Consider the following 24,625-nt stretch of genomic DNA (forward strand, 5'->3'; position numbering starts at 1 on the left):
TCCCTTTATAAAGCGAGAGGCGCGCCAACCGCAGGGAACAAGGCCAAGAGGTCTAAGTGATGGAAATCTAAAAGGCTTCTCGTATTGAGAATGAACGCTTCGCAAGGTCTCTCTGTAAAACTTCTGGTGTCCCAGCCTGAGAAGTATATAAAATGACCTAATATCAATAGCTTAAGTCCGCCGGCGGCGCTAAGGGGAAAAACACCCGGAAAAGCCCAATCACGTCACCGGTGAAGACCTTCTTGCCTAATATCTTTGTTTCATTCATAACCACGACGATGAAGTTTTCTTTCCCGCCAAGCCCCAAGCCAGAACATATCTCTCAGTCCGATTGGAATAATTGGACCTGGCAGCTTCGTCACAGCCTGAAAACCCAAAATGATTTCGCCAAGCACTTCGTCCTTACTGACGACGAAAAGGCGGCGTTTGACGGCGGCAAAGAACTCTTTAATGTGCGTACGACGCCTTACTACGCGAGCTTGGCGGGGGAGGCTGGCGAGTCTATCCGACAGATTTTAATGCCTCATCGCTATGAAATCGAAGAGGGGTTGCAGCAGATGGTCGATCCCTTAGGGGAAAAGAAAAACAACCCCGCGCCGCGTGTGATTCACCGATATTCCGATCGAGCCTTATTTTTAATCACAGACATTTGCAGCGTTTACTGCCGTTTTTGCACGCGCAAACACTTCACGGGCCAAGAACAGGCGTTTATACGAAACGACGAATATGAACAGGCGTTGAACTATATTCGTCAACATTCGGGGCTTCGGGAGGTGATTCTTTCAGGTGGTGATCCGTTGACAGTCAGCGATGCGCAGTTGGATCGTGTTCTGACGGATTTAAGAAATATCGAACACATTGAAATCATTCGCATCGGTTCGCGGATGCCGGTGGTGTGCCCGATGCGTGTGACGGATGATCTTGTGCGAATACTTAAAAAACACAAACCCGTCTTCTTGATGTCCCACTTCAATCATCCTCGCGAGCTGACGGCGGAAGCCGTCGCGGCGCTGGAAAGATTCGTAGACAATGGTATTCCAGTGATGAACCAGATGGTTCTGCTCAACGGAATCAACAATCATCCGGCGATTGTGCAAGCTTTGAATCGCCGACTTCTGTATTTACGCGTGAAACCTTATTACATGTTTCAATGTGATCCTTCGATTGGCACTGATCACCTAAGAACCTCGGTCGAGGACTCGCTGCAAATTCAGAAAGAATTGTGGGGCCATCTTTCGGGATTGGCGATGCCGAATTTATCTTTGGATATTCCCAATGGTGGAGGCAAAACCTATCTTGTTCCAAATTTTGAAGTCGGGCAGGAGGGGTTGACCCGCCATTACGTCGGCTGGGACGGAGTCAAAGCGGAATACGTAAGCCCGGCCCCAGAAAAGATCAAAAAGCCCGATGCCTCGCTCTATGAAGACGAGTGGCGCGCCCTAAAAAATTCGAAATCTCAGCTCGAAACACTTTAGTGAATCAATATTGCGCAGGACTCGTCTTTTGCAACAAAGACGTGTTTGCGTTCGGAGCGAAAATTATCCCATAGTCTTGTGAAGTTCCGTGGCTTGTTACCGAAAAAAATAACGAGTCACTTCGAGGAATTTATGGGAATGAGAGTAACAACAAACATTGCGGCGTTGAATGCACAAAGAAATTTGGTGGGTTCACAAAGAGCCGTCAATGATTCGATGGCAAAGCTGGCATCTGGCAGTCGCATCAATAAAGCGGCCGATGATGCCGCCGGTTTGGCTATTTCTGAAAGATTGAAAGCTCAGATTCGTTCTGCATCGCAGGCGCAAAGAAACGCGAATGATGGAATTTCGCTCATTCAGACAGCCGAAGGCGGATTGAATGAGATCGGCAACATCATTGTTCGTCTGCGTGAGCTGGGCATCCAAGCGGCTTCTGACACTGTTGGCGAAACAGAACGTGGGATGCTCAATAAAGAGGTCACACAGTTGAAAGACGAAATGCAGCGTATCGCGAAGTCGACGACTTGGGGAACGACGAAACTTTTGGATGGTTCAGCCCCAAAGTTTGATTTTCAAGTTGGAATTGGCAACGATGCTTTTGCAGATCGCATTTCCTTCGATGCAGGCGCGCACGCCGCGACTACAGATGCTCTTGGCTTGGATGGTCTCGACTATTCCTCGAAAGAAGGGGCGCAAGAGGCGTTGGCGCGTTTGGATGCAGCACAAACCAACGTCAGTGGAACGCGCGCCTATCTGGGAGCCTTGCAGAATCGTCTGACTTCCACTGTCGATAATCTGGGAGTGACTCAGGAAAACCTTTCAGCGGCGAACAGTCGTATTCGGGATACTGATGTTGCGGCGGCTTCAAGCGAAATGATTCGAAATAATATTTTATTGCAGGCGGGAACCTCGGTGTTGGCGCAGGCAAACCAAGCAAACCAATTGGCTCTCAAATTGATTGGTTGATTGAATTTCTCCGTTAGGGGTGGCCCGGCTTTTCGGGCCATCTCTTTTTTAGGGAGTGAGCTCCACCGTCAGATAGGCGTAATCATTCTCGACTCCTTGACTGAAGCTCAGACGCTCCAAGTTTGAAGGATTGTTGAACTGAATCCATGACGACGTGGAAGCAAAAGCCTTGTTCATCGGTTGATCGCGATCAATCACCCAATACAAAACTTCATAAGCAGATTTTGGTTCCGTCTTTCCTTGATATTTTCTTACCAGAAAATGCACGCGGAACTGACGCAACCACTTTGTTCCCTTGCCGCACCAGACATCCCAATCGTGCGCATCGGGCTTGTCAAAGAGATGCGTGCACTTCAGGTCTAAAGTGCCATCATTGGAAAGATAATGAAAACGAACCATGTCTTCGGTGATTTCTTTAGTGCCGGTAAGAAAGAAGCCCGCGGGTGCCGAGAACGAAAGCGCGGGATATAAAACGAAAATCGAAAGCAAGACGTACTTGAATGTGTTCATACTTAAACACTACAAGCGTCACAATCCCAGGGCAACGCTCGCAGAAATTCTTCAAGACCTTGCGCGGGTTCGTGAGGGAACCATGTCGATATTTTTGACATAGAACCGCGACGGGCGTCTGGAATAGCAGACCAAAGTGATGACGGCTAATTAATTGCGACTAGGCCATGGATTTCTTTGGCCAGGCCTTTGCAAAACGCAGTTCTAGAATCTTTGTCTGGCGAGGAGGCCTCTGTGCTTAAAATTCTGGGATCTGCTTTATTCATATTTATGATCGGAAGCTCAGCGGCCCTGGCGCAAAGCACGGACTATTGGGATGCCGACAAACTTCAGGAAAACAAAGAGTGTCTTTTAAAAGTGGTTCGCAAGCACATGCGCAGTCAGGGAACGAGCAGTCCCGGCTTAAAAATTGAAAGCCAAACGGATTTGATCGTTTTTCAAGATGCGATGGAAAAGTGGTGGGGACTTCGTCCTGACTTCTTTCTTAACGTTTTTGACGGCAACACTAATACGATTTATTTAATGAATAAACGCACGTCTTACAAACATCCCCGCACGCCCGTGGATTCGCTGGTTCACGAGTTGGTTCACTACATTCAGGTTGTCGAGCAAGATGGTGCCTTGGGTGATGGAGATATTTTGGAAGGGGATGCTGTGCGGATACAGACCTGGTTCCGAGAAACCCGCGGTCATCTGATTCAAAATGACCTTTATGAAGGACCTTGTGAATAAATAAAAAAAGCCCAGCAGATGCCGGGCTTTTTTGTTTCAATTTCAATTTCAAATTTAGAAGTTGAAAGTGTAAACAGCTGAAGTGATCGCAGCAGAACCTACAGAGTCGCTGTCGAACCAGTTCCAGATTTCCATACGCTCAAGACCCAAAGCGCCTGCGCCGCGAGGCAACTTGATTTGACCGCCATAACGGAAGCTTGGACCAACGACAGTTTTATCGTCAGCTCCGTCCATTTTGGTCATAGAGATGCCGATACCAGGAGCGATGAACGCGCTGACATTAGAAGCATCAACAAGCTTGATCAAAGAGTGACCGCCGAAAGACAAGATTTGCGGTACTTGCGCATCTTTCTTTTCAGTTTGCAAGAACACGTAACCACCGAAGGCGCCTTGTTCGTTGCTAAATTCCATTCTGCCGCCAATGTTAAGCGCAGAACTTGTCATGCCCAAACTGATGCTGGCTGCTTTGTCGCCATAAGAAGCTACAGTGCGTGCCGGTCTTTGAGCAAAAGAAACAGAAGAAACCAATAAACATGCTACAACAAAATACTTTTTCACAGAACCTCCTCAGGTAGCCGAACTAGATTTGTCAGGAACCAATATTTTGGCAACACAAAAATACAAATTGTGCTCAATATCAATATCCTAAATGCGCTCCAATCGCGCGTATTTCACCACAAACTTCTTCACGGTGTTATCCGTGAACATGACGCTGACTTTAAAGTTTTCACCAGTTCCCTCTGTCGCATACACAGTGCCTGCTCCAAACGTGGGATGGCGGACCCGCATGCCTTTCGTGAATTGGCCCCCATGTGGAGCTCCTTCGTTTTCATAGTCAGGAAAGGCCTGGCCATCGTCAAAACCGGAAGGGCGGGCTTTGTTGCGATCGGATGCTAAAGAACCCCAGCGAGGACTATCAAAAGCACTGTCGGCATCGTAAGAGCTTGAGCCATAGCGGGAAACAAAGCGAGGCCCTTCTGCTGCGGCTTTGAAATCGATGAACTCTTTGGGAATCTCTTTGATAAAGCGCGAAGGAGGATTCATTTGTTCCTGACCCCACACCCGGCGCATTTTCGCATAGGTCAGCCATAGCTTTTGGCGCGCACGAGTCATACCCACGTAGGCAAGACGACGTTCTTCTTCCACGTCCTCTTCGCCATCGCTGTCCAGACTGCGCCCACTGGGGAATAAGTTTTCCTCCATGCCGACGACGAAGACATAGGGGTATTCCAAACCTTTGGAAATATGCAATGTCATCAACGTGACGGAGTTCTGTTCCTGATCCAAGGAATCGACGTCACTCACCAAAGCCATCTCTTCAAGAAAGCTTGTCAGTGTGGATTCTTCGCCGCGTTCCTTGGCAAATTGAGCGATCGCGTTGTCAAGTTCTTCCAAGTTTTCGATACGAGCCTGCGCCTCTGGAGATTCATCTTTCTTCAGATTCAGAAGATACTCGGTGCGATCCAGAACGATGTGATAAAAATCGACGATCTTGAAGTTCAAGGCGTTGGTCTGCAATTCATCCATCAGTTCAAGGAAACGGCGGATTTTTCCAGTTGTCCCCGCATTAAAAAGGCGTTCATCACAGGCTTTGCCCGCTGCCTGGTACATATTGAGATTCTTCTGAGCCGCAAACTCTTCGATCTTTTCAATAGTAGTTTTACCGATTCCCCGCGCGGGAACATTGATGATTCGTTTCAAAGCGATATCATCAGCGGGATTGATGGCTAGCTTCATGTAAGAAAGAATGTCTTTAATCTCCATGCGCTCATAAAAGCGCACGCCGCCGACCAGACGGTAAGGAATTGCCAGTGTACGCAGTTGTTCTTCCAAAACCCGAGACTGCGCATTGGTACGATAGAAAACCGCGTAATCATTGTACGAGCCTTCGCCTTCGTTCATCATGGTCTGAATCGTTTTTGCGACAAACTTCGCCTCGTCATATTCGTTCTTTTCTTCACGAACATGGATGAGATCGCCAGGATTGTTGGAAGTGAAAAGAGTTTTATCTTTTCGTTGCGAATTATTTTTGATCACCGCCGTTGCGGCATTCACGATGTTTGCTGATGAGCGATAGTTTTCTTCAAGTTTGACGACTTTGGCTTCGCGAAAGTCTTTCTCGAAATCCAAAATGTTTTTGATGTCAGCGCCACGCCAGCTATAGATGGATTGATCCTCGTCGCCGACGACGCAAAGATTGCGATGTGCCTTTGCCAGCATTTGTACCAAAAGATACTGAATGTGGTTCGTGTCTTGATACTCGTCCACCATGATGTAACGGAATTTTTCCTGATACATTTTCAAGACATCCGGATACATGCGGAAAAGTTCATAGGTTTTCATCAGTAAGTCATCGAAATCCAGGCTGTTGGCCTTTTTCATTTCGACTTCATAAGCTTTGTAGACCTCGACGGTCTTGGCGTCCATCAGGCGCTTGGCATTTTTTTCGAAAGCCTCCGGGGATAGTCCCATCATCTTCGCACTGCTGATGCGGCTTTGGAAATTCTTCGCCGGATACATCTTGTCGTTGATGTTTAACGCCGTCATGACCTTCTTGATCTGACTTAGCTGATCCGAAGAATCGTAAATACCGAAGAACGGTTTGTAGTCGAGCAAGGTGATGTGCTGACGAAGGACGCGAACACAAAAGCTATGAAAGGTATTGATCCACAACTGCGAGCGCACGTGCGCCCCCATGTCCGAAAGGATTTTATAAATACGATGTTCCATCTCTTTGGCGGCCTTGTTGGTAAAGGTCACACAAAGAATTTCATCGGGGGCGGCGACCCCTTGGCCGATAATATTTGCCATCCGGTGCGTAAGAACCCGAGTCTTTCCAGAGCCCGCGCCCGCCAAAATCAACAAAGGCCCCTCTAAAGTTTCGACAGCGTCTTTTTGCGGAGGGTTTAAATCTTTCGTAACAAAATCAAGTACATCCATGGCTTTTCCTCGTCACAAGGGGGGTCCTTTGGGGGGACTTCCTGCTGTCGAACCTTTAGTGGGACTGACAAAGTTTGTCTATCCCTAAGTTTTCATTGAGTTTTTCGACCATTTTAACTATAACTATAACGCATTTAGTCAATAGGCCTGAGGCACCTTCCGTTTATAGTGCTTAGAGAGGACTTTGTGAAGAACGTTTTCAGTCGGTTCATAGCAGCAATTTCAGTATCTGCGCTAGCCGCGTGCTCGCCGCAAACCGATGCGGTGACCGAGACCGGTTCTGTCCGAGTTCTGGCACCTATGAGCAATTCCAAGGGTTCTTACTCCTTGGATATTTTCGAGCTGAGGGGCATTACCGATCTTCAGACCGTCGCGGGAAAATTCGTCAAGTTTTTCATGAGTCCCCGGATTACCAACAATCGTTTGCAGGGATCAGCCCCGCAGGCGCGTTTTATTAAAAACTCGGATGGGGATTTCATTCCCGCGAATGAACTGAGCCAGCAACTGGTCACAATCTATGCGCACACGCAAAGACTGGCTCTTTTGGATGAAGAACTCGGAGCCGGGGGAGTCAATCACTGGCCTCGCGATGTGGGCGTTGCCGTCAAAGTTCGTGGCGGTCTGACTAACAATGCTTTCTATGACGGCAATACGGATTCAATGCTGCTGGTTCCTTATTCGTCTGAAGGCCTGCCGATTCCTATTAACGGCGGTATTTTGGCACACGAACACTTTCACTCTTTGTTTTATAAGTTGGTGACCAGTGATGAAAGCGCGCAAATTCATAATCGTGAAACATTCCTGAACAAAGCCATCGTTGAAGATCTTTCCGTTCGTCATCGCCGTTTGTTGCCGATCAGCACGGGTGAGGAAATGAGTGAAGAACAAATGCACATCTACTACCACCTTGCCATCATTCGCGGCCTGAATGAAGGTCTGGCAGATTATTGGGGATGGATGTACACGGGCGATCCCGACTTTATCGCGCAATCCCTGCCGTCGGAAAAAGCCACTCGGTCTTTGAAGGTGCGCGATGAAAATTCCGTCAACTCGCTTCCTTCAGTCGAAAACATTAAAAGATCTCTGAATATCTTCTATTCGGGAGCATCCGATAAAGCGCGCTTCTCTGATTACGTGACGGGTTATGCCTATTCTTTGGGAACTCAGTTTTCACGCATGCTAAAGCGTTACACGGATATTTATGGCAAGGCTCGAAACATCGAAGATTTGCAAGCTCGTAAGGACATTGCGAAGCTAATTGTTAAAGTTCTTCCAAAAATAAAAGTCGATTTCGATAAGCTCGACACCAGCTATTATTCGGCCGACCAATTTATAAAATCAATGTTTGCGATGAATGAATCCTACCGCGAAGAGGAATGTCAGTTCTTGGCCGCCGTGATTTCCTCTTCTGCAGCATCCCCGGAAGAAGCTGTGAGCTGCGAAAAAATCGGAGAAGCCGATTTTAAGATGGTTCCTAAAATAGAGACAGCCCCCGCTACGCCAGTGACTCCAGTTGCGGAAGGCCACGCGCAATGAGATTTTTGATTTTTATTTCTTTGATACTTTCAGCCTCTTTGAGCTGGGCGCAAGAGTCCCGTGCAAAAATCGCCAAACTAGCACCGGAAACACCCGCTTTTTTAAGTCTTTACCTGCTTAATTCGGAAATGCGCTATGAACGCGCGAACTCTCAAGAGATCGAAAACGTGCATCCCTTAAGCTTGTCTTTTGGATTGCAAAAAAAACGTCTGAGCCTTATGGGCGAATACGCGCGCTATTCTGAAGATACGGGGAATGCGACGTCATCCATCGCACGTACGCATCAAGAATTGCTTCTCTGGGGCCGTTATCATCTGGTCAGCAAAACTCAAGATGAATACTCCGGATCTTTGTATGGCGGACTGGGCCTGGGTGGATATCAGGAAGAGGTCAAAACGACTCTGATGGGTGACAGCCGGACCGACAAGGAAAATCTGAAAATGCTCTCCGGTTTGGCCGTCGGCGCCGAGGCCGCCTATCAGATGCAAAACTTTGGTTTTGTCGCGGGTTTAGAAGGAAGAGCCTTGATTGCTTCGGACTTCGACCCAAATCCTGTGTGGAGTATCGTCCTGCGCTTTGGATTTCGTATCCCCCTCTAACCATCGTCCAATGTTAACAAAGTTGTTTTCTGAAGTCGTATTCTCGCGAAAAATGAGAATATGAAAACACAACTTCTATTCATTCTTATTATTCTTTTTTCTTCCCTGACCCAAGCAAGAACCTGGCAAAAGATAGACATTCCCGGAGCCCATTGCGGAAACGGAGAAGTTTACAGTGTTTATCTTAGCCACAAAGACAGCGATAAACTTCTTATCGAGTTTATGGGCGGGGGGGCGTGTTGGTCTGAAGGAACTTGTTATGGCTCTAGCCCTCTGACGCGTTTAACGCCGCTACCTGGAGATCCACAGACGACGGTTCTGGCGCAAGAAAGCTCGAAGAATCCTTGGAGTAGACATTCGGCGCTTTTCTTTCCTTATTGCACCGGTGATGTCTTTGCGGGCACTCATGAAGCTCATTATAAACCAGGGGTTACGTTGTATCATACGGGCTACACCAATGTAGAAGCTGCTTTGGCACATTTAAGCTATCAAGGACTGATTTCGTTTCAAGATCTTCGCGATGTCACAGTATGGGGGTGGTCAGCGGGAGCTATCGGAGCCTTTTTGCACACGGAAACTCTTCGTCCTTATTTGAATTCCAATACGCGCCGAACACTTATTGCAGACAGTCCCGGGCTGCACTTTGGAAAGAATTTCTGGAGGAAATTTACGCCTCAGTTGACTCAGGACTATCTCAATCAATTCGCGAAAATTGGTTTGTTGGCCTCTGTGGATGATGGCTTCATTGCACCGTTGATGGGCCCGGTTTTTCTGCGCTTAGATCAATGGGAACTGGGCATACTGCAGTCGACGAAAGATATGGTGATGTCGATGGTGTTCGGCAATATCACTCCTGAAGCGCATCGCAGTTTGGTTTTAGGTCCATCGGGCATCGCCGCGATCGCGGCCCCTTATAGTAATGTGAAAACCTGGATTGCGGATGTGGTCACCCACACCTTTTTGCAACGAGAGCAAACGGCCTCCGTCAAAGATATGAAGGGTGAAACCGCCTGGGATTTCGCTTTACGAGTTTATATGGGAGAAAAGAAAAACCCCGCCGTTTCCAGCGGGGTTTTATCAGGAATTGAAAACCAAGTTGTGCCGTGACTATTCTGTGATCTTTTGCACGATCGCAGAGCCGACTTTGCTTTTCGCAAGAAGTTCAGTGCGATAAGACTGAGCTTCTTTTTGCGTCGCAAATTGACCAACGCTGACACGGTAATACTGTTTACCTTTGATATTCGCAGGAACATAGAAGGCACTATAACCTTTGCCTTTAAGATCTGACGCCAATTTTTGCGCTTCCGCTTCATCCGTGTAAGAGGCCACTTGGACGGTGAATTTTCCAACAGTGTATTGCGCCACATCTTTCGGTAGTGATGAAGGCAAGCGTTCTTCTTTGGTAGCCGTCACGTGTTCAGCTGTTTCATGAGTTGTCGGAGTCTTCCCGGCAACCATGTTTTTAGCCGCTGCAGAGGGCTCTTCCGTCGCCGTTACTGGAGAATGTTTGTCACCTTTAGGATTGGCAGGTTTTGCGGTTTCAGCTTTAGGTTCTGCGTGTGTCTTAGTCTCGGCAGCAACTTCGCCATGAGGAGCCGCTTCACCGTGGCCTTCCTCTGCGTGAGGAGCGGCGGGAACGGGAGCCACGTCGTCAGCGACAAATTCTTCCGCAAGTTTTGCGATTTCTTCATCCGTCATCTGGCCTGACTTCGTCTCGCTGTGCGTGCCGTTGACAGAAGCCACTTCGCGTTCACCATGTGCATTGTTTTTCTGAGGTTCAAGAGCCGCCAACTGATGTTGGTTGTCACTGTACTTTTTGCCAACGAATGTTCCTACTGAGAAGAACAACAAAGAAACAAAGAATACTATCGAAAGTTTCACAACCGCATCTGTTTTTGAACTCATTTTTTCAATCCTCATGTTTAAACTCACTTGAGTTATCATGCTCTGGTTTCCCACAGCATCTCTAAAGTTTAAGGCCCTTCCTTTGACCCTTCAATCATGTTAGCTTTAAGTCTCGGAACTGGTCAATAATCAGAAGAATTGTTCAAAGGGAAACCCGTGGAAAATGGCGCAAAATCAATGGATTGGAAGCAGGTCTTAGGTACGGCTATCAAGGCGGTGAGCTTGGGACGGGAAGTGCTTCTTAGTTATTTCGGTAACTTAGAACACATTGAAGAGAAGTTTCAGGCGGGTCTAGTCAGTGAAGCCGACAAAGAGTCAGAGCGAGTCATTGCGGAGCATCTTAAGAAAAATTTTCCGACTATTGAGTTCTTGGGCGAAGAAACCTTTGCCGCGAAAAGCGCTCCCGGGGCGAAGGTCGAGGTGACCCCCGCGGGTCCGGAGGGACGTTGGATCGTGGACCCTCTTGATGGAACCACAAATTATATTCATCGCTTTCCTATTTTTTGCATCAGCCTTGCTTTGGAAATGAATGGAAATATTCAGTTGGCAGTCATTGATGTTCCTATGCTCAATGAAACCTACACCGCGATTCGCGGCCAAGGTGCTTTCGTCAACGGTCGGCGTTTGAAAGTTTCCACCAATCCAGAATTAAAAAAAGCGTTGTTAGCAACAGGATTTGTGGCAGAGCACGAGCATGTAATTTCTGAACAGCTGAAAATTTTTGACGAGATGGTACGCAAATGTCGTGGGGTTCGTCGTCCGGGCGCTGCTGCTTATGATCTCACTCAGGTCGCGCGCGGAGTTTTTGATGGCTACTGGGAGCGTAACATTCAACCATGGGATGCGGCGGCCGGTATTCTTCTAGTCGAAGAGGCGGGTGGAATCGTGCAGACTTACAAAGGCGATAAATACAATCCGTATAAAAACTCCATCGTTGCTGGTAATGCTGAAATTGTTAAAGAGATTCAAAACATTTGTCAGAAGCACAGTCAACCACTCACAAATTAAGCGTTTTTCACTCGACATGCTTTTGATGAATAATAAATCGCATAAGTGTGCTATTTAAAAAATCTTAAGTTTAAGATAAACAGTGCTTCATTCAATAACAAAGGATGAAGTTATGAAAGTGATCGCTGTTTTTGCTCTCGTAAGTCTGGTGATGTCGCAGTCTTTTGCCGCAGATGTCTGTAAAGTGAAAGTTCGCAAAGCGGTGGTGCAAAAAGCCCAGCTGGATTATGAAGCTTCGGCAATTCAAACGCCTGAAATTGAATTGCTGACGAGTGAGATTCAAGGAAAACGTCTGATTTCTGTCTATGAGGCTTCTGTTCTTCATTGTGACCCTGCGGATTTTGAAGCTTGCGGAAGCCTGACTTATGAAATCGTGACTGCCACAACAAATTCTTCTTGCCGAGTTTTACGCGTTTATATGACAGGTGAGGAATAGTCAGAGCCTTTTTAAAAGCGACATGGCGACTCGCTGCCCGGTCTGCATCGCACCATGAACGGTTCCCTGAGCGGAGTGTTTCGCAAACGCTTCGCCAGCCAGCCAGATTCTTCCCTGAATAGGCATGGTGATCCGTCTTCGCGATTTGGTTCTTTCGACACCCGTATAGCTATAAGCTCCTAAACTAAACGGATCGCGGCTCCAGTTGTAAGTGTAATAATTTTTGAGATGATCCAGTAGAAAAGAGCGTGACTTGCCAGTGAGCGCAGAGAGTGTCGTCAGGGCCTGATGGACGCGGTCTTTTTCGCTCCACGTGGCCATCTCCCAGGCTTTGGGACCTCCTTGCCAGGCGACGAGGATCGTGTTGTGAATAGGCTTCTTGGTCCACCAGGTGGGAAAGTAGTATTCGGGGCCGGCGCGCATAAAGACGACGGGTCCTTGCGATAAGGTCTCCCAGAAACGGTCTTTAAATTCAAAGACAATTCGTTGAACATGCCCCATGTGAAGACCGTTCAAAGTGTTACCGACTTCAACCAGTGGGGGAACAAATTCGATCCGCGATGTCGGTTGATTATTCTGGAGTACAGCCAGAGGCACGGTTAGCACGACGTGTTTTCCGTGGAACGCGATCTTGCGGCGTCCCTTGGATATTGTTGAGACCACGACCCCTTGCTTTGACCATTCGATTCTTTTAGCGACGTGTTGCAGATGTAAGATTTTGTGGAGGTGGGGGCCTAGCATGTTCTCAAAAAAGCCGGCGTATCTTTGCAGAGGTCGAAATGCACCGTCCTCGCCAATCGTGCCTTCGTCTTGGCTTTCTGCTAAGGCCAAAGATTTTTCCCCAATCAGCTCCAAATCGGCTCCTTGAAAGCCCTCGACGTAAGCGACGAAGGATTGTCTGTATTCCGTCGGCGTGTCCTTCAAGGTCTTTAAGAAATCCGCGACACTGCGGTCTGTTTTGGGATTTCTGTTTAATCTTTTGGATATCTTTGCAAATTCTTTTTCAAAGTTTTTTAGGGGAATAAGGGAACGACCTTGTAAAAACAAATGCTCCTCTGGTGCGGTGACGAAGGTGCCATTTTGTTCTTCTATAAGTTGTAATAGAAGCTGAGGGGTGCCATGCAGAAACTCTGCGCCCAGTTCAATGGGCTCAATGTGGTGAGGTTGCGAATAAATGCGGCCGCCGACACGCTCCCGCGCTTCTACCAGACAGACTTTTTTACCCGCCCGCAAAAGCTGTCGGGCGCATGTCAAACCTGCGGCTCCCGCGCCAACAATGATGACGTCGTATTTCTTATTCGTAGGCATGAAGAAATTTTAAAAGAAGCGAAATCGAAGGACAGGGAAATTAACGAAGAAGTGTCGAATCTCAGGATGAAGACGACAGCGCAGCGCTGTCGTCTGAAAGAAGATACTATTTTTGAATACGAAGACGGTAAGAACCGAAGTTTCTGACTTCTTTTTGATAATAACCATTGGAAGCCCGTACTTCAACAGTCGCACGCACGATCACTTCAAGGTCCTGAGGGTTTTCCGCAGTCTTATTCACGCTTAAAGATTGTGTCTGCGCGCTTTGGGATTCGACATCACCCAGGTTAAGAACAGACACGACTTGGTAGTCTTTATCCACGATTAAAGCTTCATAATTAGAATACTTAACTTCCACGGAAACGTTATTATCGGCGATATAAGTCTCACGTGCGGGATTGTTGTCCATCACCCAACGGGAATCTTGGCAACGAACGACAGACACCTTCAAAGAGGCATCTAAGTTCTTTTGAGAACTTGCCGGGTTGATCAGTTCAACCTGAATGGCCTTGCTTCCTACTGCATTAAGGGATTTTTGATCGCCTTGGCAGTGAACCATAGAACCATCGAAAGTTTTAAAAAGATTCGCCGTTTCCGCAGAGGCTGCATGAGTTCCCAATAAAGCGGCAAGAGTGACGATTAGCGTTTTCACGAAAGCTCCTTTGTGTGAGGCGATAGTGATAGCAAATCCTCATCTCAAAATAAAGAAGTGTTCGCTCAGCGATGAAAGGTTTTTAGAAGTGTCTAAGAATTGGTCTTTTTTAAAAGGGGCGAGCCATCACCCCTCTTAAAATCATGAGATATTTTTCAATGGCGAGATAGCTTATCCTTCATTTTATCAATACCCTGATTCACCTTATCCGCGCCTTCACGGTATTTCTCTTCCATGGACGACATAAGGTCGTTCACTTGGCGGGAAGCTTCTTCTTTTGTTAAGCCCATTTTTTGTTGAACTAGACCACTCAGGGCTTCCGAGTTGCCCTTAGTTCTTTGGATTTCATCGTCCGTGAGTTCGCCCCATTTTTTGCGAATTTCGCCAGAAATTTCTTTGATTTTTCCTTGGAAGATATCCTTATTCATAACGACCTCCTGGTTGTGTTTGTCTTCGTTCAGGAGATCGTGCGACAGACCAACAGTCAAATCTTCGTGCCAAAACTTTGACTGCTGTCAGAGAATTTCTTCTCGGTAACATTTTCCTGGGCGGCAAAATTTGCCTTAGATCAAATATGTTGGTTGCGGTCTCCTGGACCTCGACCATAGTTGCGTTGGCATCTTAGTTGCTTTGTTTTCTGTCAGGACCACTCTGTGGTCTTTCATCATGGAGGATGAATGGCTGAAGAAAAAGCGGCAGCAGCGGAAGTGTCAGCTCCGAGCGGGGGATCTGGACAAAAGCCTATTCTACTTATCGCCCTAGCGGTTATCAATATGTTGGTGGTCGCCGGGGTGGGCTTTATGCTTTATCAAGGCAGAAAAAAAGAAGCCGCAGAACCTAAAATTGAACAAGTCATTAAGGGTGAAGCCGAAGCACAACATAAAGAAGCCACGGAAGAAAAAGAAGTCGTGGGCAAGGTTGTGCCTTTGGAAACTTTCATCGTCAATCTAGCCGGATCTAAAGGCCGTAAAGTCGCGAAAGTAAACATGGAATTAGAGGTCAAAGGCGACCACGTTCTTGATGAAATCGAAAAGCGTAAAGCGCAAATCCGCGACATCATCATTATCATACTTTCTTCAAAGACTTATGAAGACGTTGCAAGTCGTGAAGGTAAAGACGGTTTAAGAAACGAAATCAAGGATACGATCAATTCTTTCCTAGTGCAGGGAAAGATCTCGAATGTGTTCTTCACTGAATTTATCTACAACTAAGGCAGGACTATGAATCAGGTTCTTTCGCAAAGTGAAGTGGATGCTCTGTTAGCCGCGGTCTCTGATGGGGATGTCGCGTCGGCGGATACGTCCAAGCCGGAAGCGCAGAACGTCGGTAAGGTGGATGAGCGTAAGATTGTTTCTTACGACCTCACCAGCCAAGACCGTATTATTCGCGGCCGCCTTCCCCAGTTGGAAGTTATTTACGAAAAATTCATGCGCGCCTTCCGCGTTTCTCTGTCGTCTGCGCTTCGGAAAATCGCTTCTATCACCTTAACTTCGACAGAGTTTTTGAAGTTCGGTGAGTTTATTAATACCCTTCCGATGCCCACCTGCATGAGCGTTTTGCGTTTCGGTAACTTGCGTGGTTCCGCTTTGTTCGTGATCGAAAGTAAATTGGCCTATGCCTTGGTGGACAGCTTCTTCGGCGGTGCAGATCGCCCTTATACTAAAATTGACGGTAAAGATTTTACTCCAATTGAACTTTCTATCGTTCAGAAAGTCGTGGGTCTGGCGATCAATGATCTGGAAATGGCCTGGGCTTCTATCGAAAAGATCGGCTGTTCTTTTGTGCGTACCGAAGTCAATCCTCAGTTCGTAGGGATCGTGCCGCCCACTGACGTGGTGATCGCGTCGACATTCGACGTTGAGCTGGAAAATGCGACTGGCACGATTTCCATCGTGATTCCGTATGCGACGATCGAGCCCATCAAACAAAAACTTTCCACGGGCTTCCAGGTTGAGTCGGATCAGACGGATAAAAAACTTTGGACATCAATTATTCAGGAACAACTTCTCGAGACTGATATGGAAATCAAAGTAAACCTGGGTGAAACAGAAATTAAACTTCGCGACATGATGAGTTTAAAAGTCGGAGACGTGATTCCATTGGATCAAGACGCTTCCGGAGAATTCGACGTGACTGTTGAAGGCGTTAAAAAATTTAAAGGTTATTACGGAATTCATCACGGAACTGTGGCAGTCCAAGTGACTCGACCGGTGACAAAGGGGTAGGGGGATATAATGAGTGACGATACATTGGACAACTTGGCGGATCAGTTGGTTGCGGAAGCAGCCGGTATCGCTGACGGCGGAGCGAAAAAATCTTCTGCGGCTCCGACAGCTCAAAGCGATCGCAACTTGAATTTGATCCTGGATATTCCACTGAAAGTATCTGTGGAATTAGGCCGTACGAAAATGCCGGTGAGTGAGCTTTTAAATCTGACTCAAGGAAGCGTTATCGAACTGAATAAATTGGCTGGTGAGCCCATGGAAGTGTACGTGAACGACAAGTTGATCGCTCGCGGTGAAGCCGTGGTGGTCAACGAGAAGTTCGGTGTGCGTTTGACGGATATTATTTCTCCGGCTGAGCGTGTGGAACAACTTAAATAGGTTGAGGTTTTAGATGCGTTTGTTGCTTTCTTTACTTTTTGTGTTCTCAGTTTCTGCTCAGGCGGCGGAAACCACAGCGCCATCCAGTGTTACCGCGGAAGTTTCTGCCACAGCGGAAGCACCGGCGGGAATTTCTGAAAGTGCTAAAATTGACAATCGTAAAGAATCCGAGATTCCTTTGAACTTGGAAGGCAACAAGAAGGCGACTTCTGAAGGCAGCGGATTGTTCCGTATTCTTTTTACTCTTTCCATCTTAGGTCTGGTGGGAACGGGTGCTTTCATCTTTCTTCGCAAATACTCAATTCCCAAAGCCAAACAACATCAGACTCAGATCAAGGTGCTTCAGCAGCACTATCTAGGTCCGAAAAAGAGTCTGGCGATTGTGCGGGTCGCCGGCGAATCCATTCTTGTCGGGATCACGGACCATAATATTTCGATGATCAAATCTTTGTCGCTATTGGATGACGAGATGCCGGAAGAAGTCCCGCAAAGCTTCGGCAAAGTCTTGGGTTCTAAGGCTTCCTTCGATGAAGGAACTCAAGAACCGGAAGCGCCCGCTTCGCGAAAGAAGGCGTCGGCACTTGAAACGGATGACGATTTTGCGATCAGTGGTATTAAGGACATCGTTTCCAAACGTCTTAAAGGAATGAGGTCTCTTCAGTGAGAAAATGGAATTGGACTCTTTGCAGTCTTTTACTTTTGCCCCTTGTTCTTCTGATCAGTTCCTCTGCTTTTGCACAAGTGACATTGCCCACGGTGAATCTGGGTTTTAAGACGACGGACAACCCAAATGAGGTTGTGAATGCGGTGAAATTGATCCTGATCATGACGGTGCTGACTTTAGCACCGGCGATCTTGATTATGATGACGGGCTTTACCCGTATCATCATCGTGTTGTCATTCTTAAGACAGGCGATGGGTGTTCAACAAATGCCACCCAATCAATTGTTGGTGGGGCTGGCTTTATTTTTGACTTTCTTTGTGATGCAACCGGCCTTCAACGAAATGAACCAAAACGGAATTCAACCCTATTTGGCGGGAAAGATTTCTCAGGACGCGGCCATTGAAAACACGCTCGCTCCTTTGCGTAAGTTCATGTTTCATCAGACCCGGGATGCCGACTTGGCTCTCTTCATTAAACTTTCTAAGGTAGAAGCCCCTAAAACGCGAGCCGACGTTCCCACCATGGTTCTGGTGCCCGCATTTGTTGTGTCTGAATTGAAAACCGCATTTCAGATTGGTTTTATTATTTTCCTTCCTTTCCTGGTCATCGATATCGTGGCTTCCAGTGTCTTGATGGCGATGGGGATGATGATGCTTCCTCCAGTAGTTATTTCGTTACCCTTTAAGATCATGCTTTTCGTCCTAGTGGATGGATGGGGTCTGCTTATTGGCTCCATGGTTAAGAGCTTTGGGTAGAGGTGAAAGATGACAGACGAATTAGTAATTAGACTTGGACAGGATGCCCTTAGAACGACAGCGATGCTGGCGGCGCCGCTTTTGATCAGTACGCTGGTTGTGGGTTTGGCAGTCAGTATTTTCCAGGCCCTGACTCAGATCAACGAAGCGACTTTGACCTTCATTCCGAAGATGATTGTTGTGGCTTTGGTTTTCGTGCTGGCCGGGCCATGGATGATGGATGTGATGAGCACTTACACCGTGAATCTTTTTGAAAATATAGCCGTGATGGTAAGGGAATAGATGATTAACTGGAGTACGATGACCGAGGCTCAGATTCTGCTTTTTGCGCTGGTGTTCCTGCGCATGATCGCCTTTGTCATCTCTTCAGCGGTTTTTGGCTCTCCCAGTATTACGGTTTCTATTAAAGTCCTTCTTGCCATTGTATTAAGCGTTCTTTTGTTCCCTTTGGTTAAAGTGGGGAACGTTGACTACTCTTTAGTTTCCAATGAAATCATAGGTTTAGCCGTCCGCGAGTTGATTGTCGGATTAAGCCTGGGATTTTTAACCCGACTGTTCTTCTTTATCGTCACAATGACAGGGGATTTGGTTTCCATGTCTGTGGGTTTAAGTGCCTCTCAGATGTACAACCCGATGTTGGGCAGTAACGGAAACGTGATAGACCAATTCTATTCAACTTTAGGAACCTTGGTTTTTTTAGCTATCAATGGCCACCACATGCTTATCGGCGCAATTGCGCAAAGCTACGATCTGATTCCTGTCAGCTCGCTTTCTCTGAATGTGGGGCCTTTCGCCGAAATGGCCGCTTACGGCCAAGACGTTATGATTATGGCAATTAAGATGTGTGCGCCGGTGATGGTGACCATCTTGTTAGTAAACGTAGCGATGGGGATTCTTGGCCGAGCCGTTCCCCAGATCAACGTCTTGGTAACGAGCATGCCAGTGACAATCATGATCGGTATGGCCGTGGTTTTCCTGTGCCTGCCTTTGATGACCATGGAAATGCAAAGTGTAGTGGATATCACTGCTAGCAAATTGTTCGCAGTGATGAAACACTTATAGTAACAGGCTTTTAAGTTCTAGGAAGGAACGAGATGGCTGAAGAAAACGGCGAAAAGACCGAACAGGCGACGGATGCGAGACGGGAAGAGTTTCGCAAAAAAGGGAACGTCGCACATACAAAGGAACTGGCGTCAGCGGCACTTTTGCTTGCGGCGGCTGGTGGCGTGTATGTTTTGGGTCGCTTTTTCTTCAAAAACTTCTACGAACTATTCCAGTATTCATTCGGCCAGGACATGGTCACGCTCGTGCGTGAAGGTAAATTCACGGAAGCGTTCCGTTTTAACGGAGAAAAAGCTTTGATCCTGATTGCACCAGTGGCGGGAATCGCAGGTCTGATCGGCGCGGCGTCTTCTTTAGCGCAAGTGGGGTTTCTTCAAGTGGAAGATGCTCTTTCCCCCAATTTCGAAAAATTAAATCCGGTCGAGGGTGCCAAACGTATCTTCAGTCTTCGCGCCATTGTCGAGGCTTTGAAGTCGATCCTAAAAATGGCTGCCGTCGGCATTGTGCTTTACTTCCTTTTGCGCGGAGAAGTCCGTCAGATTCCTTATATGCTGACTTACTCGGTCGAGCAGATCTTTATGTACCTAGGTGGCATCGTCGTAAAACTTTTGGGCGGCGTCGGAGGTGTCATGCTCGTGATCGCCTTGGCGGACTACTTCTATCAGCGCTGGGATCTTGAAAAGAAAATGATGATGACCAAACAGGAAGTCAAAGAAGAGCACAAGCAGCGTGAGGGTGATCCCATGATCAAATCACGCATTCGTCGTATTCAACGTGAAATGGCGAGCAAGCGCATGATGTCTGAGATTCCTAAAGCCGACGTGGTTATCACCAATCCCACGCACATTGCCGTGGTCTTAAAATACTCAGACAATCTACCGGCTCCGCAGTTGATCGCCATGGGCGCCGATCACGTCGCGGAAAAAATCAAAGAGATCGCACGCGAGCACAACATTCCCATCGTGGAAAATAAGCCTCTGGCTCGTACGATCTTTAAAACACTTAAAATTGGTCAGGTTATTCCTCGAGAGCTTTTTGTCGCCGTCGCGGAAGTGCTTTCGTATGTTTATCGTTTGCGTAGGAAGAAAAGATAATGGATCAACTGTTTCAGTTCTTAAAGCGGTTTGATAAAATTACCAAGAACACGGACTTGTTCATCGCGTTCGGTCTCTTGGCTATTTTAGCGGTGATGATCATCCCGTTGCCGCCATTCATGTTGGACATCACGTTGACGTTTTCTTTGGCGATCAGTGTTCTGATTCTTCTGGTCAGTATTTATACCGATCGCGCCTTGGACTTTACTTCATTTCCATCCCTGCTTTTAATGACGACCTTATTCCGCCTGTCCTTGAACGTGGCGACGACTCGTCTGATTTTGACTCACGGGCATGAAGGCGAAAAGGCGGCGGGAACGGTTATCGCGTCGTTTGCGAACTTCGTTGTCGGCGGAAACTACGTTATCGGTTTTGTGATGTTCATCATCTTGATGGTCATCAACTTCATGGTCATCACCAAAGGTTCGGGCCGTGTGGCGGAAGTCGCAGCTCGTTTCACTTTGGATGCGATGCCTGGTAAGCAAATGTCGATCGATGCCGAGTTGAACTCGGGTCATATAACCGAGGCAGAAGCCCGCAAACGTCGTAAACAAATCGAAGGTGAAGCAGATTTTTACGGAGCCATGGATGGTGCCTCGAAGTTCGTTCGTGGTGATGCAATCGCCGGTATTATCATCACCATGATCAACATCCTGGGTGGTTTAGCCATCGGTGTGATTCAAAAAGGTTTGGATGTCGGCACGGCTGCAAAATACTATACGATGTTAACCATCGGTGACGGTCTGTTGGCTCAGATTCCGGCGCTTGTGATCTCGACGGCGGCCGGTATTATCGTCACCCGTACTTCTAACTCTGACAAAGATGTCGGTGAAGAAGTCACGGGTCAACTATTCGTCAAGCCTCGCGCCGTGATGATTTCCGGCGGTGTTTTGATTCTTTTAGGACTTGTTCCGGGACTTCCCACATTGCCTTTCCTGTTGATGGGTGGTCTTTTGTGCGGAACTGCCTGGATTATTAAGAAAGCTCGTTTCGAAAAAGCCGAGTCAGAAAAGAAGCAGGCCGATGCGGCTTTGGCTGCGCCAAAAAAAGAAAACATCGAAACGATGTTGCCACTGGATATGGTGGAATTGGAAGTGGGCTACGGCCTTATCAATATTGTCGAGTCTGATTCCAGCGGAGATCTGCTTGAACGTATCGTCAGTATTCGCAAACAATTTGCGTTGGATTTAGGAATCGTAGTGCCAAGTATTCACATCCGGGACAACTTGCAGTTGGCTCCGGGTGAATATCGCGTCTTGATCAAGGGTAATAAAGTAGGTGGCGGAATTCTTCGTCCTGAATCTTTGTTGGCGATGGATCCGGGCAATGTGGCAGAACGCATTGAAGGTATTGCGACGAAAGAACCTGCATTCGGCCTGGATGCGTTGTGGATTTCTCCAGTTCGTAAGGAAGATGCGGAAATCGCCGGTTATACGGTGGTCGACTTGCCAACTGTCATGGCGACTCACTTAACAGAAATCATCCGCGGTCATGCGCATGAACTTCTCGGTCGTCAAGAAGCGTCTACGTTGATTGAAAACTTCAAGAAGTCTCATCCCAAAGTGGTCGAAGAGCTTATCCCTGACATGTTGTCGTTGGGTTCCGTGGTTCGCGTCTTGCAAAATCTGTTAAAAGAACAGGTCTCGATTCGCGATCTTTTAACGATCTTTGAGACGTTGGCCGATGAAGCTCCGCGCACGAAAGACATTGAAGTATTAACAGAGCAGGTTCGTCGAAATCTGGCTCGTGGTATCACGGCAAAATACACAACAGATCAAGGCAACATTCCGGTCATGACGTTGCATCCTGTAATTGAAGAACTGATTGCGAACTCGCTTTTGCAGACAGAACAAGGAGTTCAGTTGGTGATGGACCCCAATACCGCACATCGTTTGATCAATGAGATCGCACGCACTGTGGAAAACCATCCGGAAGTGGCCAGTCAGCCTATCCTTCTGACAAGTCCGACTTCCCGTCGTCATTTATATAAGCTTACGTCCCGTTTTATTCCTCAACTAGTGGTGCTTTCGCACAATGAGTTGACGTCAGATGCGGATGTTCAATCGGTTGCACTCGTGGAGATGAGCCATGCAGGTTAAGAAATTTGAAGCCCGTACGATGAAAGAAGCCTTGGAAATGGTGAAGACCCAATTGGGACCTGACGCCATTATTCTTTCAGCCCGCGATAACAACAAGAGCTTTGGTCTGGTCGGCGAGGGCAGTGTCGAGATCACGGCGGCAGTTTCCGAAGAGACTTTACAAAAGAAAAAGTTTGCGGAATCCCGTCTGCGTGAACAGGATCGTGAAAAATTCTTGAAAAGCCCAGCGCGCCAGCAAAAGGAACTCATCCACAAGATGGTGGAAAAACATGTGCAAAAGAACCAGCCGCCAGCGCCCATCACGCAGCGTCGTTATATCGATATTGAGGACGAGGCAGAACAACGTCAAAGAATGATGGCGGAAGAGCGGGTTCGTTCGGCAGCCCAAAGGGCCTTGAACGCTTTCCAAGAACAAGATGAAATTTTCTCTAGCAAAGGCACGATGACGAAGAAGACGCCGCAACAGACGGCGGCTCCGGCTCCCGTTGTACGCGGCACGCCAGTCAATGTGCAAAAGGACTCAACCGAAATTGCGGCCCTAAAGAATGAAATTGAAAGTTTAAAGCAGGTGATTTCTCACTTCCATCAAATGCCCCAAAATTTCGTCGGGACCCATCCTGGTGCTGATTTTGGTATCAACTATGATTTAAGCTTTGTTTTTGAAAAGCTGACCGCTGCGGGCATGGCGCGCGAAGTTGCCGCAGAAATTCTAACCATTGCGCAAGACACTCTTCCAGCCTTGAAATTAAAGAACAAACCCTTGGTGGAAGCTTGGGTAGCTCGTCACGTGCTGGACAATACTCGCACTGTGAGTAATCCGACGGCTGGAAAAATTCATTGTTTCGTCGGGCCTGCGGGCGCTGGCAAAACCTCCGCTTTGATCAAAATGGCCAGTCAGATGGTGGTTCGCGAAGGCAAAAAGATTGCGCTTTTCACTACGGACACTTTCAAAGTGGGGGCCGCTGATCAGATGAAGATTTATGCGCAAATTCTTAATGTTCCGTTCTCTGTGATTCGTTCGCAGAACGATTGGACAAGTTTGATGCGCTATCTTCCTAATGTGGATTGTGTCTTGGTCGATTATACTGGCATGAGCTTAAAAAATCCCGACGAGATTCAAATGTTAAAATCTCTTTTGCCACCGGCGGCTCTGAATCCGAATATTCATCTGGTGCTGTCTACGAATGTGAAAGACGCTGATGCGACCGAGTTGGGGCGTCGGTACTCGGGCATGAATTACAAAGATGTGATTTTCACGTCTTTGGATGAATCCACGCAACATGGAACTATCTATAACTTCATGAAGCGTTTTGATATCCCACTGCACTCTTTTGGCATCGGACCGCGTGTGCCGGAAGATTTTGAGTTTGCCACGAAAGAACGTCTTTTGGATTTGATTTTTAAAATTACGAAATTCAAACAACAGGATTCTGAAGCAATATGAGAAACGTGAATTCGTTTAACATGTATAAAACCCGCACGATCAGTATCACTTCTGGAAAAGGCGGTGTGGGTAAAACCACGATGGTTGCCAATCTGGCTTTGGCTTTGTCTCAGAAGGGCAAGAAGGTTTTGATTCTGGATGGCGATTTGGGGATGGCCAACGTCGATATTTTCTTCGGAGTAAAACCGCAAGGGAATATTCATGACATTCTGGCAGGTCGGAAAGAAATGAAAGACATTCTGACAGAAGTTTCCAAAGACGTGTTTTTGATTCCCGGCGGAAGTGGTGTTGTGGAGTTCAACCACATGAACCATTTCGAGCGCCGCGCGATGGTAGAGGCCATCAGCAGTTTGCCTTTAGGATTTGATTACCTGCTTATCGACACGGCACCGGGCATTGCCGAAAATGTATTGTTCCTAAATTCGGCGGCACAGACTGTATCCGTTGTGATCACACCGGACCCTTCGAGTTTTGCGGATGCTTATGCTTTGATTAAGGTTTTAAACAAACAGTACAAAGTGAACCACTTCGCCATCATCTGCAATCAAGTGCGTGATGAACAGGAAGGTTTGAATTTGTATCAGCGTTTCAACGATGTGGTGAATCGCTTTCTGTACATTGGTCTGGACTACTGGGGATCGGTTCCGACAGATGTGGTTTTGAAGAAAGCCGTGCAACAACAGCGTCTCATTGTGAGACACGATGTTGGCGCAGAATCATCAAAAGCAATTCGTCAAGTGTGTAGTCAGATCGAAAGATCTTCAAAGCAAGTAGAAAGCACCGGGGGCATGCAAATGTTCTGGGATCAGGTCGTAGGGTTTGCATAGAAGAGAAAAA

25 protein-coding genes and 1 pseudogene are annotated in these 24,625 nt (G+C 47.3%); 19 read left to right on the top strand and 7 right to left on the bottom strand.

Translation table 11 applies throughout. The annotated features are described in order from the left end of the window. The first annotated feature begins 278 nt into the window (after positions 1-278). Both OM95_RS04565 and OM95_RS04570 read left to right on the top strand, forming a co-directional pair. Positions 279-1,475 carry a KamA family radical SAM protein gene (locus OM95_RS04565; RefSeq protein WP_041871080.1) on the top strand — a complete coding sequence of 399 codons (1,197 nt, stop codon included), beginning with the start codon at positions 279-281 and terminating at the stop codon, positions 1,473-1,475. Positions 1,476-1,607: 132 nt separating this feature from the next. Continuing rightward, positions 1,608-2,441, top strand: a complete 834-nt coding sequence (locus OM95_RS04570; protein ID WP_041870803.1) for a flagellin — start codon at positions 1,608-1,610, stop codon at positions 2,439-2,441. Between the two features lie 48 nt (positions 2,442-2,489). On the opposite strand, the gene OM95_RS04575 is transcribed toward OM95_RS04570, so the two are convergent. After that, positions 2,490-2,951 carry a hypothetical protein gene (locus OM95_RS04575; RefSeq protein WP_041870805.1) on the bottom strand — a complete coding sequence of 154 codons (462 nt, stop codon included), beginning with the start codon at positions 2,949-2,951 and terminating at the stop codon, positions 2,490-2,492. A 234-nt stretch (positions 2,952-3,185) separates the two neighbouring features. Here OM95_RS04575 and OM95_RS04580 point away from each other — a divergent pair, with 234 nt between their 5' ends. Beyond that, positions 3,186-3,683, top strand: coding sequence for a hypothetical protein (locus tag OM95_RS04580; protein WP_041870806.1), 498 nt, complete (start codon positions 3,186-3,188; stop codon positions 3,681-3,683). A 54-nt stretch (positions 3,684-3,737) separates the two neighbouring features. On the opposite strand, the gene OM95_RS04585 is transcribed toward OM95_RS04580, so the two are convergent. Together OM95_RS04585 and OM95_RS04590 are read right to left on the bottom strand one after the other, a co-directional pair. Continuing rightward, a complete protein-coding gene (locus tag OM95_RS04585; RefSeq protein WP_041870807.1) occupies positions 3,738-4,241 on the bottom strand; it encodes a hypothetical protein in 504 nt (167 codons plus the stop codon). Between the two features lie 87 nt (positions 4,242-4,328). Beyond that, the gene (locus OM95_RS04590) at positions 4,329-6,623 is read right to left on the bottom strand and encodes a UvrD-helicase domain-containing protein (protein WP_041870809.1); all 2,295 of its coding nucleotides are present in this window, start codon (positions 6,621-6,623) and stop codon (positions 4,329-4,331) included. 186 nt (positions 6,624-6,809) lie between these two features. Here OM95_RS04590 and OM95_RS04595 point away from each other — a divergent pair, with 186 nt between their 5' ends. Genes OM95_RS04595 through OM95_RS04605 form a run of 3 tightly spaced genes read left to right on the top strand, consistent with a single transcriptional unit; the run spans position 6,810 to position 9,865 of the window. Then, the gene (locus OM95_RS04595) at positions 6,810-8,159 is read left to right on the top strand and encodes a hypothetical protein (RefSeq protein WP_291515569.1); all 1,350 of its coding nucleotides are present in this window, start codon (positions 6,810-6,812) and stop codon (positions 8,157-8,159) included. Then, positions 8,156-8,758, top strand: a complete 603-nt coding sequence (locus OM95_RS04600) for a hypothetical protein (protein ID WP_041870811.1) — start codon at positions 8,156-8,158, stop codon at positions 8,756-8,758. The genes OM95_RS04595 and OM95_RS04600 overlap by 4 nt, the downstream gene beginning before the upstream one ends. A gap of 60 nt (positions 8,759-8,818) precedes the next feature. After that, positions 8,819-9,865, top strand: a complete 1,047-nt coding sequence (locus OM95_RS04605) for a pectin acetylesterase-family hydrolase (RefSeq protein ID WP_041870813.1) — start codon at positions 8,819-8,821, stop codon at positions 9,863-9,865. Here OM95_RS04605 and OM95_RS04610 read toward each other — a convergent pair whose 3' ends face one another. Beyond that, the gene (locus OM95_RS04610) at positions 9,866-10,663 is read right to left on the bottom strand and encodes an SPOR domain-containing protein (RefSeq protein ID WP_291515570.1); all 798 of its coding nucleotides are present in this window, start codon (positions 10,661-10,663) and stop codon (positions 9,866-9,868) included. 138 nt (positions 10,664-10,801) lie between these two features. Here OM95_RS04610 and OM95_RS04615 point away from each other — a divergent pair, with 138 nt between their 5' ends. Further along, positions 10,802-11,671 carry an inositol monophosphatase family protein gene (locus OM95_RS04615; RefSeq protein WP_291515571.1) on the top strand — a complete coding sequence of 290 codons (870 nt, stop codon included), beginning with the start codon at positions 10,802-10,804 and terminating at the stop codon, positions 11,669-11,671. A gap of 112 nt (positions 11,672-11,783) precedes the next feature. After that, the gene (locus OM95_RS04620) at positions 11,784-12,107 is read left to right on the top strand and encodes a hypothetical protein (RefSeq protein WP_041870817.1); all 324 of its coding nucleotides are present in this window, start codon (positions 11,784-11,786) and stop codon (positions 12,105-12,107) included. Here the strand turns inward: OM95_RS04620 and OM95_RS04625 are convergent, their stop codons facing one another. The 3 genes from OM95_RS04625 to OM95_RS04635 all read right to left on the bottom strand — a co-directional run bounded on the left by OM95_RS04625 (position 12,108) and on the right by OM95_RS04635 (position 14,495). Then, positions 12,108-13,415, bottom strand: a complete 1,308-nt coding sequence (locus OM95_RS04625) for an NAD(P)/FAD-dependent oxidoreductase (protein WP_041870819.1) — start codon at positions 13,413-13,415, stop codon at positions 12,108-12,110. It lies immediately after the preceding gene. A 106-nt stretch (positions 13,416-13,521) separates the two neighbouring features. Continuing rightward, entirely contained in the window at positions 13,522-14,067 is a 546-nt protein-coding gene (locus OM95_RS04630) for a hypothetical protein (RefSeq protein WP_041870821.1), read from the bottom strand. A 155-nt stretch (positions 14,068-14,222) separates the two neighbouring features. Continuing rightward, complete coding sequence (locus OM95_RS04635) at positions 14,223-14,495, bottom strand: CsbD family protein (protein WP_041870823.1); 273 nt, start codon at positions 14,493-14,495, stop codon at positions 14,223-14,225. Positions 14,496-14,744: 249 nt separating this feature from the next. Here OM95_RS04635 and OM95_RS04640 point away from each other — a divergent pair, with 249 nt between their 5' ends. The 11 genes and pseudogenes from OM95_RS04640 to OM95_RS04690 all read left to right on the top strand — a co-directional run bounded on the left by OM95_RS04640 (position 14,745) and on the right by OM95_RS04690 (position 24,615). Further along, positions 14,745-15,278 carry a flagellar basal body-associated FliL family protein gene (locus tag OM95_RS04640; protein WP_041870825.1) on the top strand — a complete coding sequence of 178 codons (534 nt, stop codon included), beginning with the start codon at positions 14,745-14,747 and terminating at the stop codon, positions 15,276-15,278. Positions 15,279-15,287: 9 nt separating this feature from the next. Beyond that, positions 15,288-16,292, top strand: coding sequence for a flagellar motor switch protein FliM (gene fliM / locus OM95_RS04645; protein WP_041870827.1), 1,005 nt, complete (start codon positions 15,288-15,290; stop codon positions 16,290-16,292). 114 nt (positions 16,293-16,406) lie between these two features. Further along, positions 16,407-16,670 (top strand): annotated as a pseudogene (gene fliN / locus OM95_RS04650) (flagellar motor switch protein FliN); the annotation flags it as partial. Positions 16,671-16,683: 13 nt separating this feature from the next. Then, the gene (locus OM95_RS04655) at positions 16,684-17,334 is read left to right on the top strand and encodes a flagellar biosynthetic protein FliO (RefSeq protein WP_041870831.1); all 651 of its coding nucleotides are present in this window, start codon (positions 16,684-16,686) and stop codon (positions 17,332-17,334) included. Next, the gene (gene fliP / locus OM95_RS04660; protein WP_041870833.1) at positions 17,331-18,089 is read left to right on the top strand and encodes a flagellar type III secretion system pore protein FliP; all 759 of its coding nucleotides are present in this window, start codon (positions 17,331-17,333) and stop codon (positions 18,087-18,089) included. The genes OM95_RS04655 and fliP overlap by 4 nt, the downstream gene beginning before the upstream one ends. A gap of 9 nt (positions 18,090-18,098) precedes the next feature. After that, positions 18,099-18,371, top strand: a complete 273-nt coding sequence (fliQ, locus tag OM95_RS04665) for a flagellar biosynthesis protein FliQ (RefSeq protein WP_041870835.1) — start codon at positions 18,099-18,101, stop codon at positions 18,369-18,371. Continuing rightward, a complete protein-coding gene (fliR, locus tag OM95_RS04670; RefSeq protein WP_041870837.1) occupies positions 18,372-19,151 on the top strand; it encodes a flagellar biosynthetic protein FliR in 780 nt (259 codons plus the stop codon). 32 nt (positions 19,152-19,183) lie between these two features. Further along, entirely contained in the window at positions 19,184-20,245 is a 1,062-nt protein-coding gene (gene flhB, locus OM95_RS04675; protein ID WP_041870839.1) for a flagellar biosynthesis protein FlhB, read from the top strand. Then, the gene (gene flhA / locus OM95_RS04680; protein ID WP_041870841.1) at positions 20,245-22,344 is read left to right on the top strand and encodes a flagellar biosynthesis protein FlhA; all 2,100 of its coding nucleotides are present in this window, start codon (positions 20,245-20,247) and stop codon (positions 22,342-22,344) included. Before flhB ends, flhA begins: the two co-directional genes overlap by 1 nt. After that, complete coding sequence (gene flhF, locus OM95_RS04685; protein ID WP_041870843.1) at positions 22,334-23,788, top strand: flagellar biosynthesis protein FlhF; 1,455 nt, start codon at positions 22,334-22,336, stop codon at positions 23,786-23,788. Before flhA ends, flhF begins: the two co-directional genes overlap by 11 nt. After that, the gene (locus OM95_RS04690) at positions 23,785-24,615 is read left to right on the top strand and encodes a MinD/ParA family protein (protein ID WP_041870845.1); all 831 of its coding nucleotides are present in this window, start codon (positions 23,785-23,787) and stop codon (positions 24,613-24,615) included. The genes flhF and OM95_RS04690 overlap by 4 nt, the downstream gene beginning before the upstream one ends. Positions 24,616-24,625: the final 10 nt, after the last annotated feature.

Origin of the sequence: Bdellovibrio sp. ArHS (assembly GCF_000786105.1) — a bacterium.
Taxonomy (GTDB): Bacteria; Bdellovibrionota; Bdellovibrionia; order Bdellovibrionales; family Bdellovibrionaceae; genus Bdellovibrio.

Bases quoted from the DNA above. Each gene is read 5' to 3' on its own strand.
- OM95_RS04570 (WP_041870803.1), top strand. From the start codon at position 1,608: ATGGGAATGAGAGTAACAACAAACATTGCGGCGTTGAATGCACAAAGA.
- OM95_RS04575 (WP_041870805.1), bottom strand. From the start codon at position 2,951: ATGAACACATTCAAGTACGTCTTGCTTTCGATTTTCGTTTTATATCCC.
- OM95_RS04565 (WP_041871080.1), top strand. From the start codon at position 279: ATGAAGTTTTCTTTCCCGCCAAGCCCCAAGCCAGAACATATCTCTCAG.
- OM95_RS04600 (WP_041870811.1), top strand. From the start codon at position 8,156: ATGAGATTTTTGATTTTTATTTCTTTGATACTTTCAGCCTCTTTGAGC.
- flhF (WP_041870843.1), top strand. From the start codon at position 22,334: ATGCAGGTTAAGAAATTTGAAGCCCGTACGATGAAAGAAGCCTTGGAA.
- fliM (WP_041870827.1), top strand. From the start codon at position 15,288: ATGAATCAGGTTCTTTCGCAAAGTGAAGTGGATGCTCTGTTAGCCGCG.
- OM95_RS04640 (WP_041870825.1), top strand. From the start codon at position 14,745: ATGGCTGAAGAAAAAGCGGCAGCAGCGGAAGTGTCAGCTCCGAGCGGG.
- OM95_RS04590 (WP_041870809.1), bottom strand. From the start codon at position 6,623: ATGGATGTACTTGATTTTGTTACGAAAGATTTAAACCCTCCGCAAAAA.
- flhA (WP_041870841.1), top strand. From the start codon at position 20,245: ATGGATCAACTGTTTCAGTTCTTAAAGCGGTTTGATAAAATTACCAAG.
- OM95_RS04690 (WP_041870845.1), top strand. From the start codon at position 23,785: ATGAGAAACGTGAATTCGTTTAACATGTATAAAACCCGCACGATCAGT.
- OM95_RS04620 (WP_041870817.1), top strand. From the start codon at position 11,784: ATGAAAGTGATCGCTGTTTTTGCTCTCGTAAGTCTGGTGATGTCGCAG.
- OM95_RS04635 (WP_041870823.1), bottom strand. From the start codon at position 14,495: ATGAATAAGGATATCTTCCAAGGAAAAATCAAAGAAATTTCTGGCGAA.
- OM95_RS04625 (WP_041870819.1), bottom strand. From the start codon at position 13,415: ATGCCTACGAATAAGAAATACGACGTCATCATTGTTGGCGCGGGAGCC.
- OM95_RS04605 (WP_041870813.1), top strand. From the start codon at position 8,819: ATGAAAACACAACTTCTATTCATTCTTATTATTCTTTTTTCTTCCCTG.
- fliR (WP_041870837.1), top strand. From the start codon at position 18,372: ATGATTAACTGGAGTACGATGACCGAGGCTCAGATTCTGCTTTTTGCG.
- OM95_RS04655 (WP_041870831.1), top strand. From the start codon at position 16,684: ATGCGTTTGTTGCTTTCTTTACTTTTTGTGTTCTCAGTTTCTGCTCAG.
- fliQ (WP_041870835.1), top strand. From the start codon at position 18,099: ATGACAGACGAATTAGTAATTAGACTTGGACAGGATGCCCTTAGAACG.
- flhB (WP_041870839.1), top strand. From the start codon at position 19,184: ATGGCTGAAGAAAACGGCGAAAAGACCGAACAGGCGACGGATGCGAGA.
- OM95_RS04610 (WP_291515570.1), bottom strand. From the start codon at position 10,663: ATGAGTTCAAAAACAGATGCGGTTGTGAAACTTTCGATAGTATTCTTT.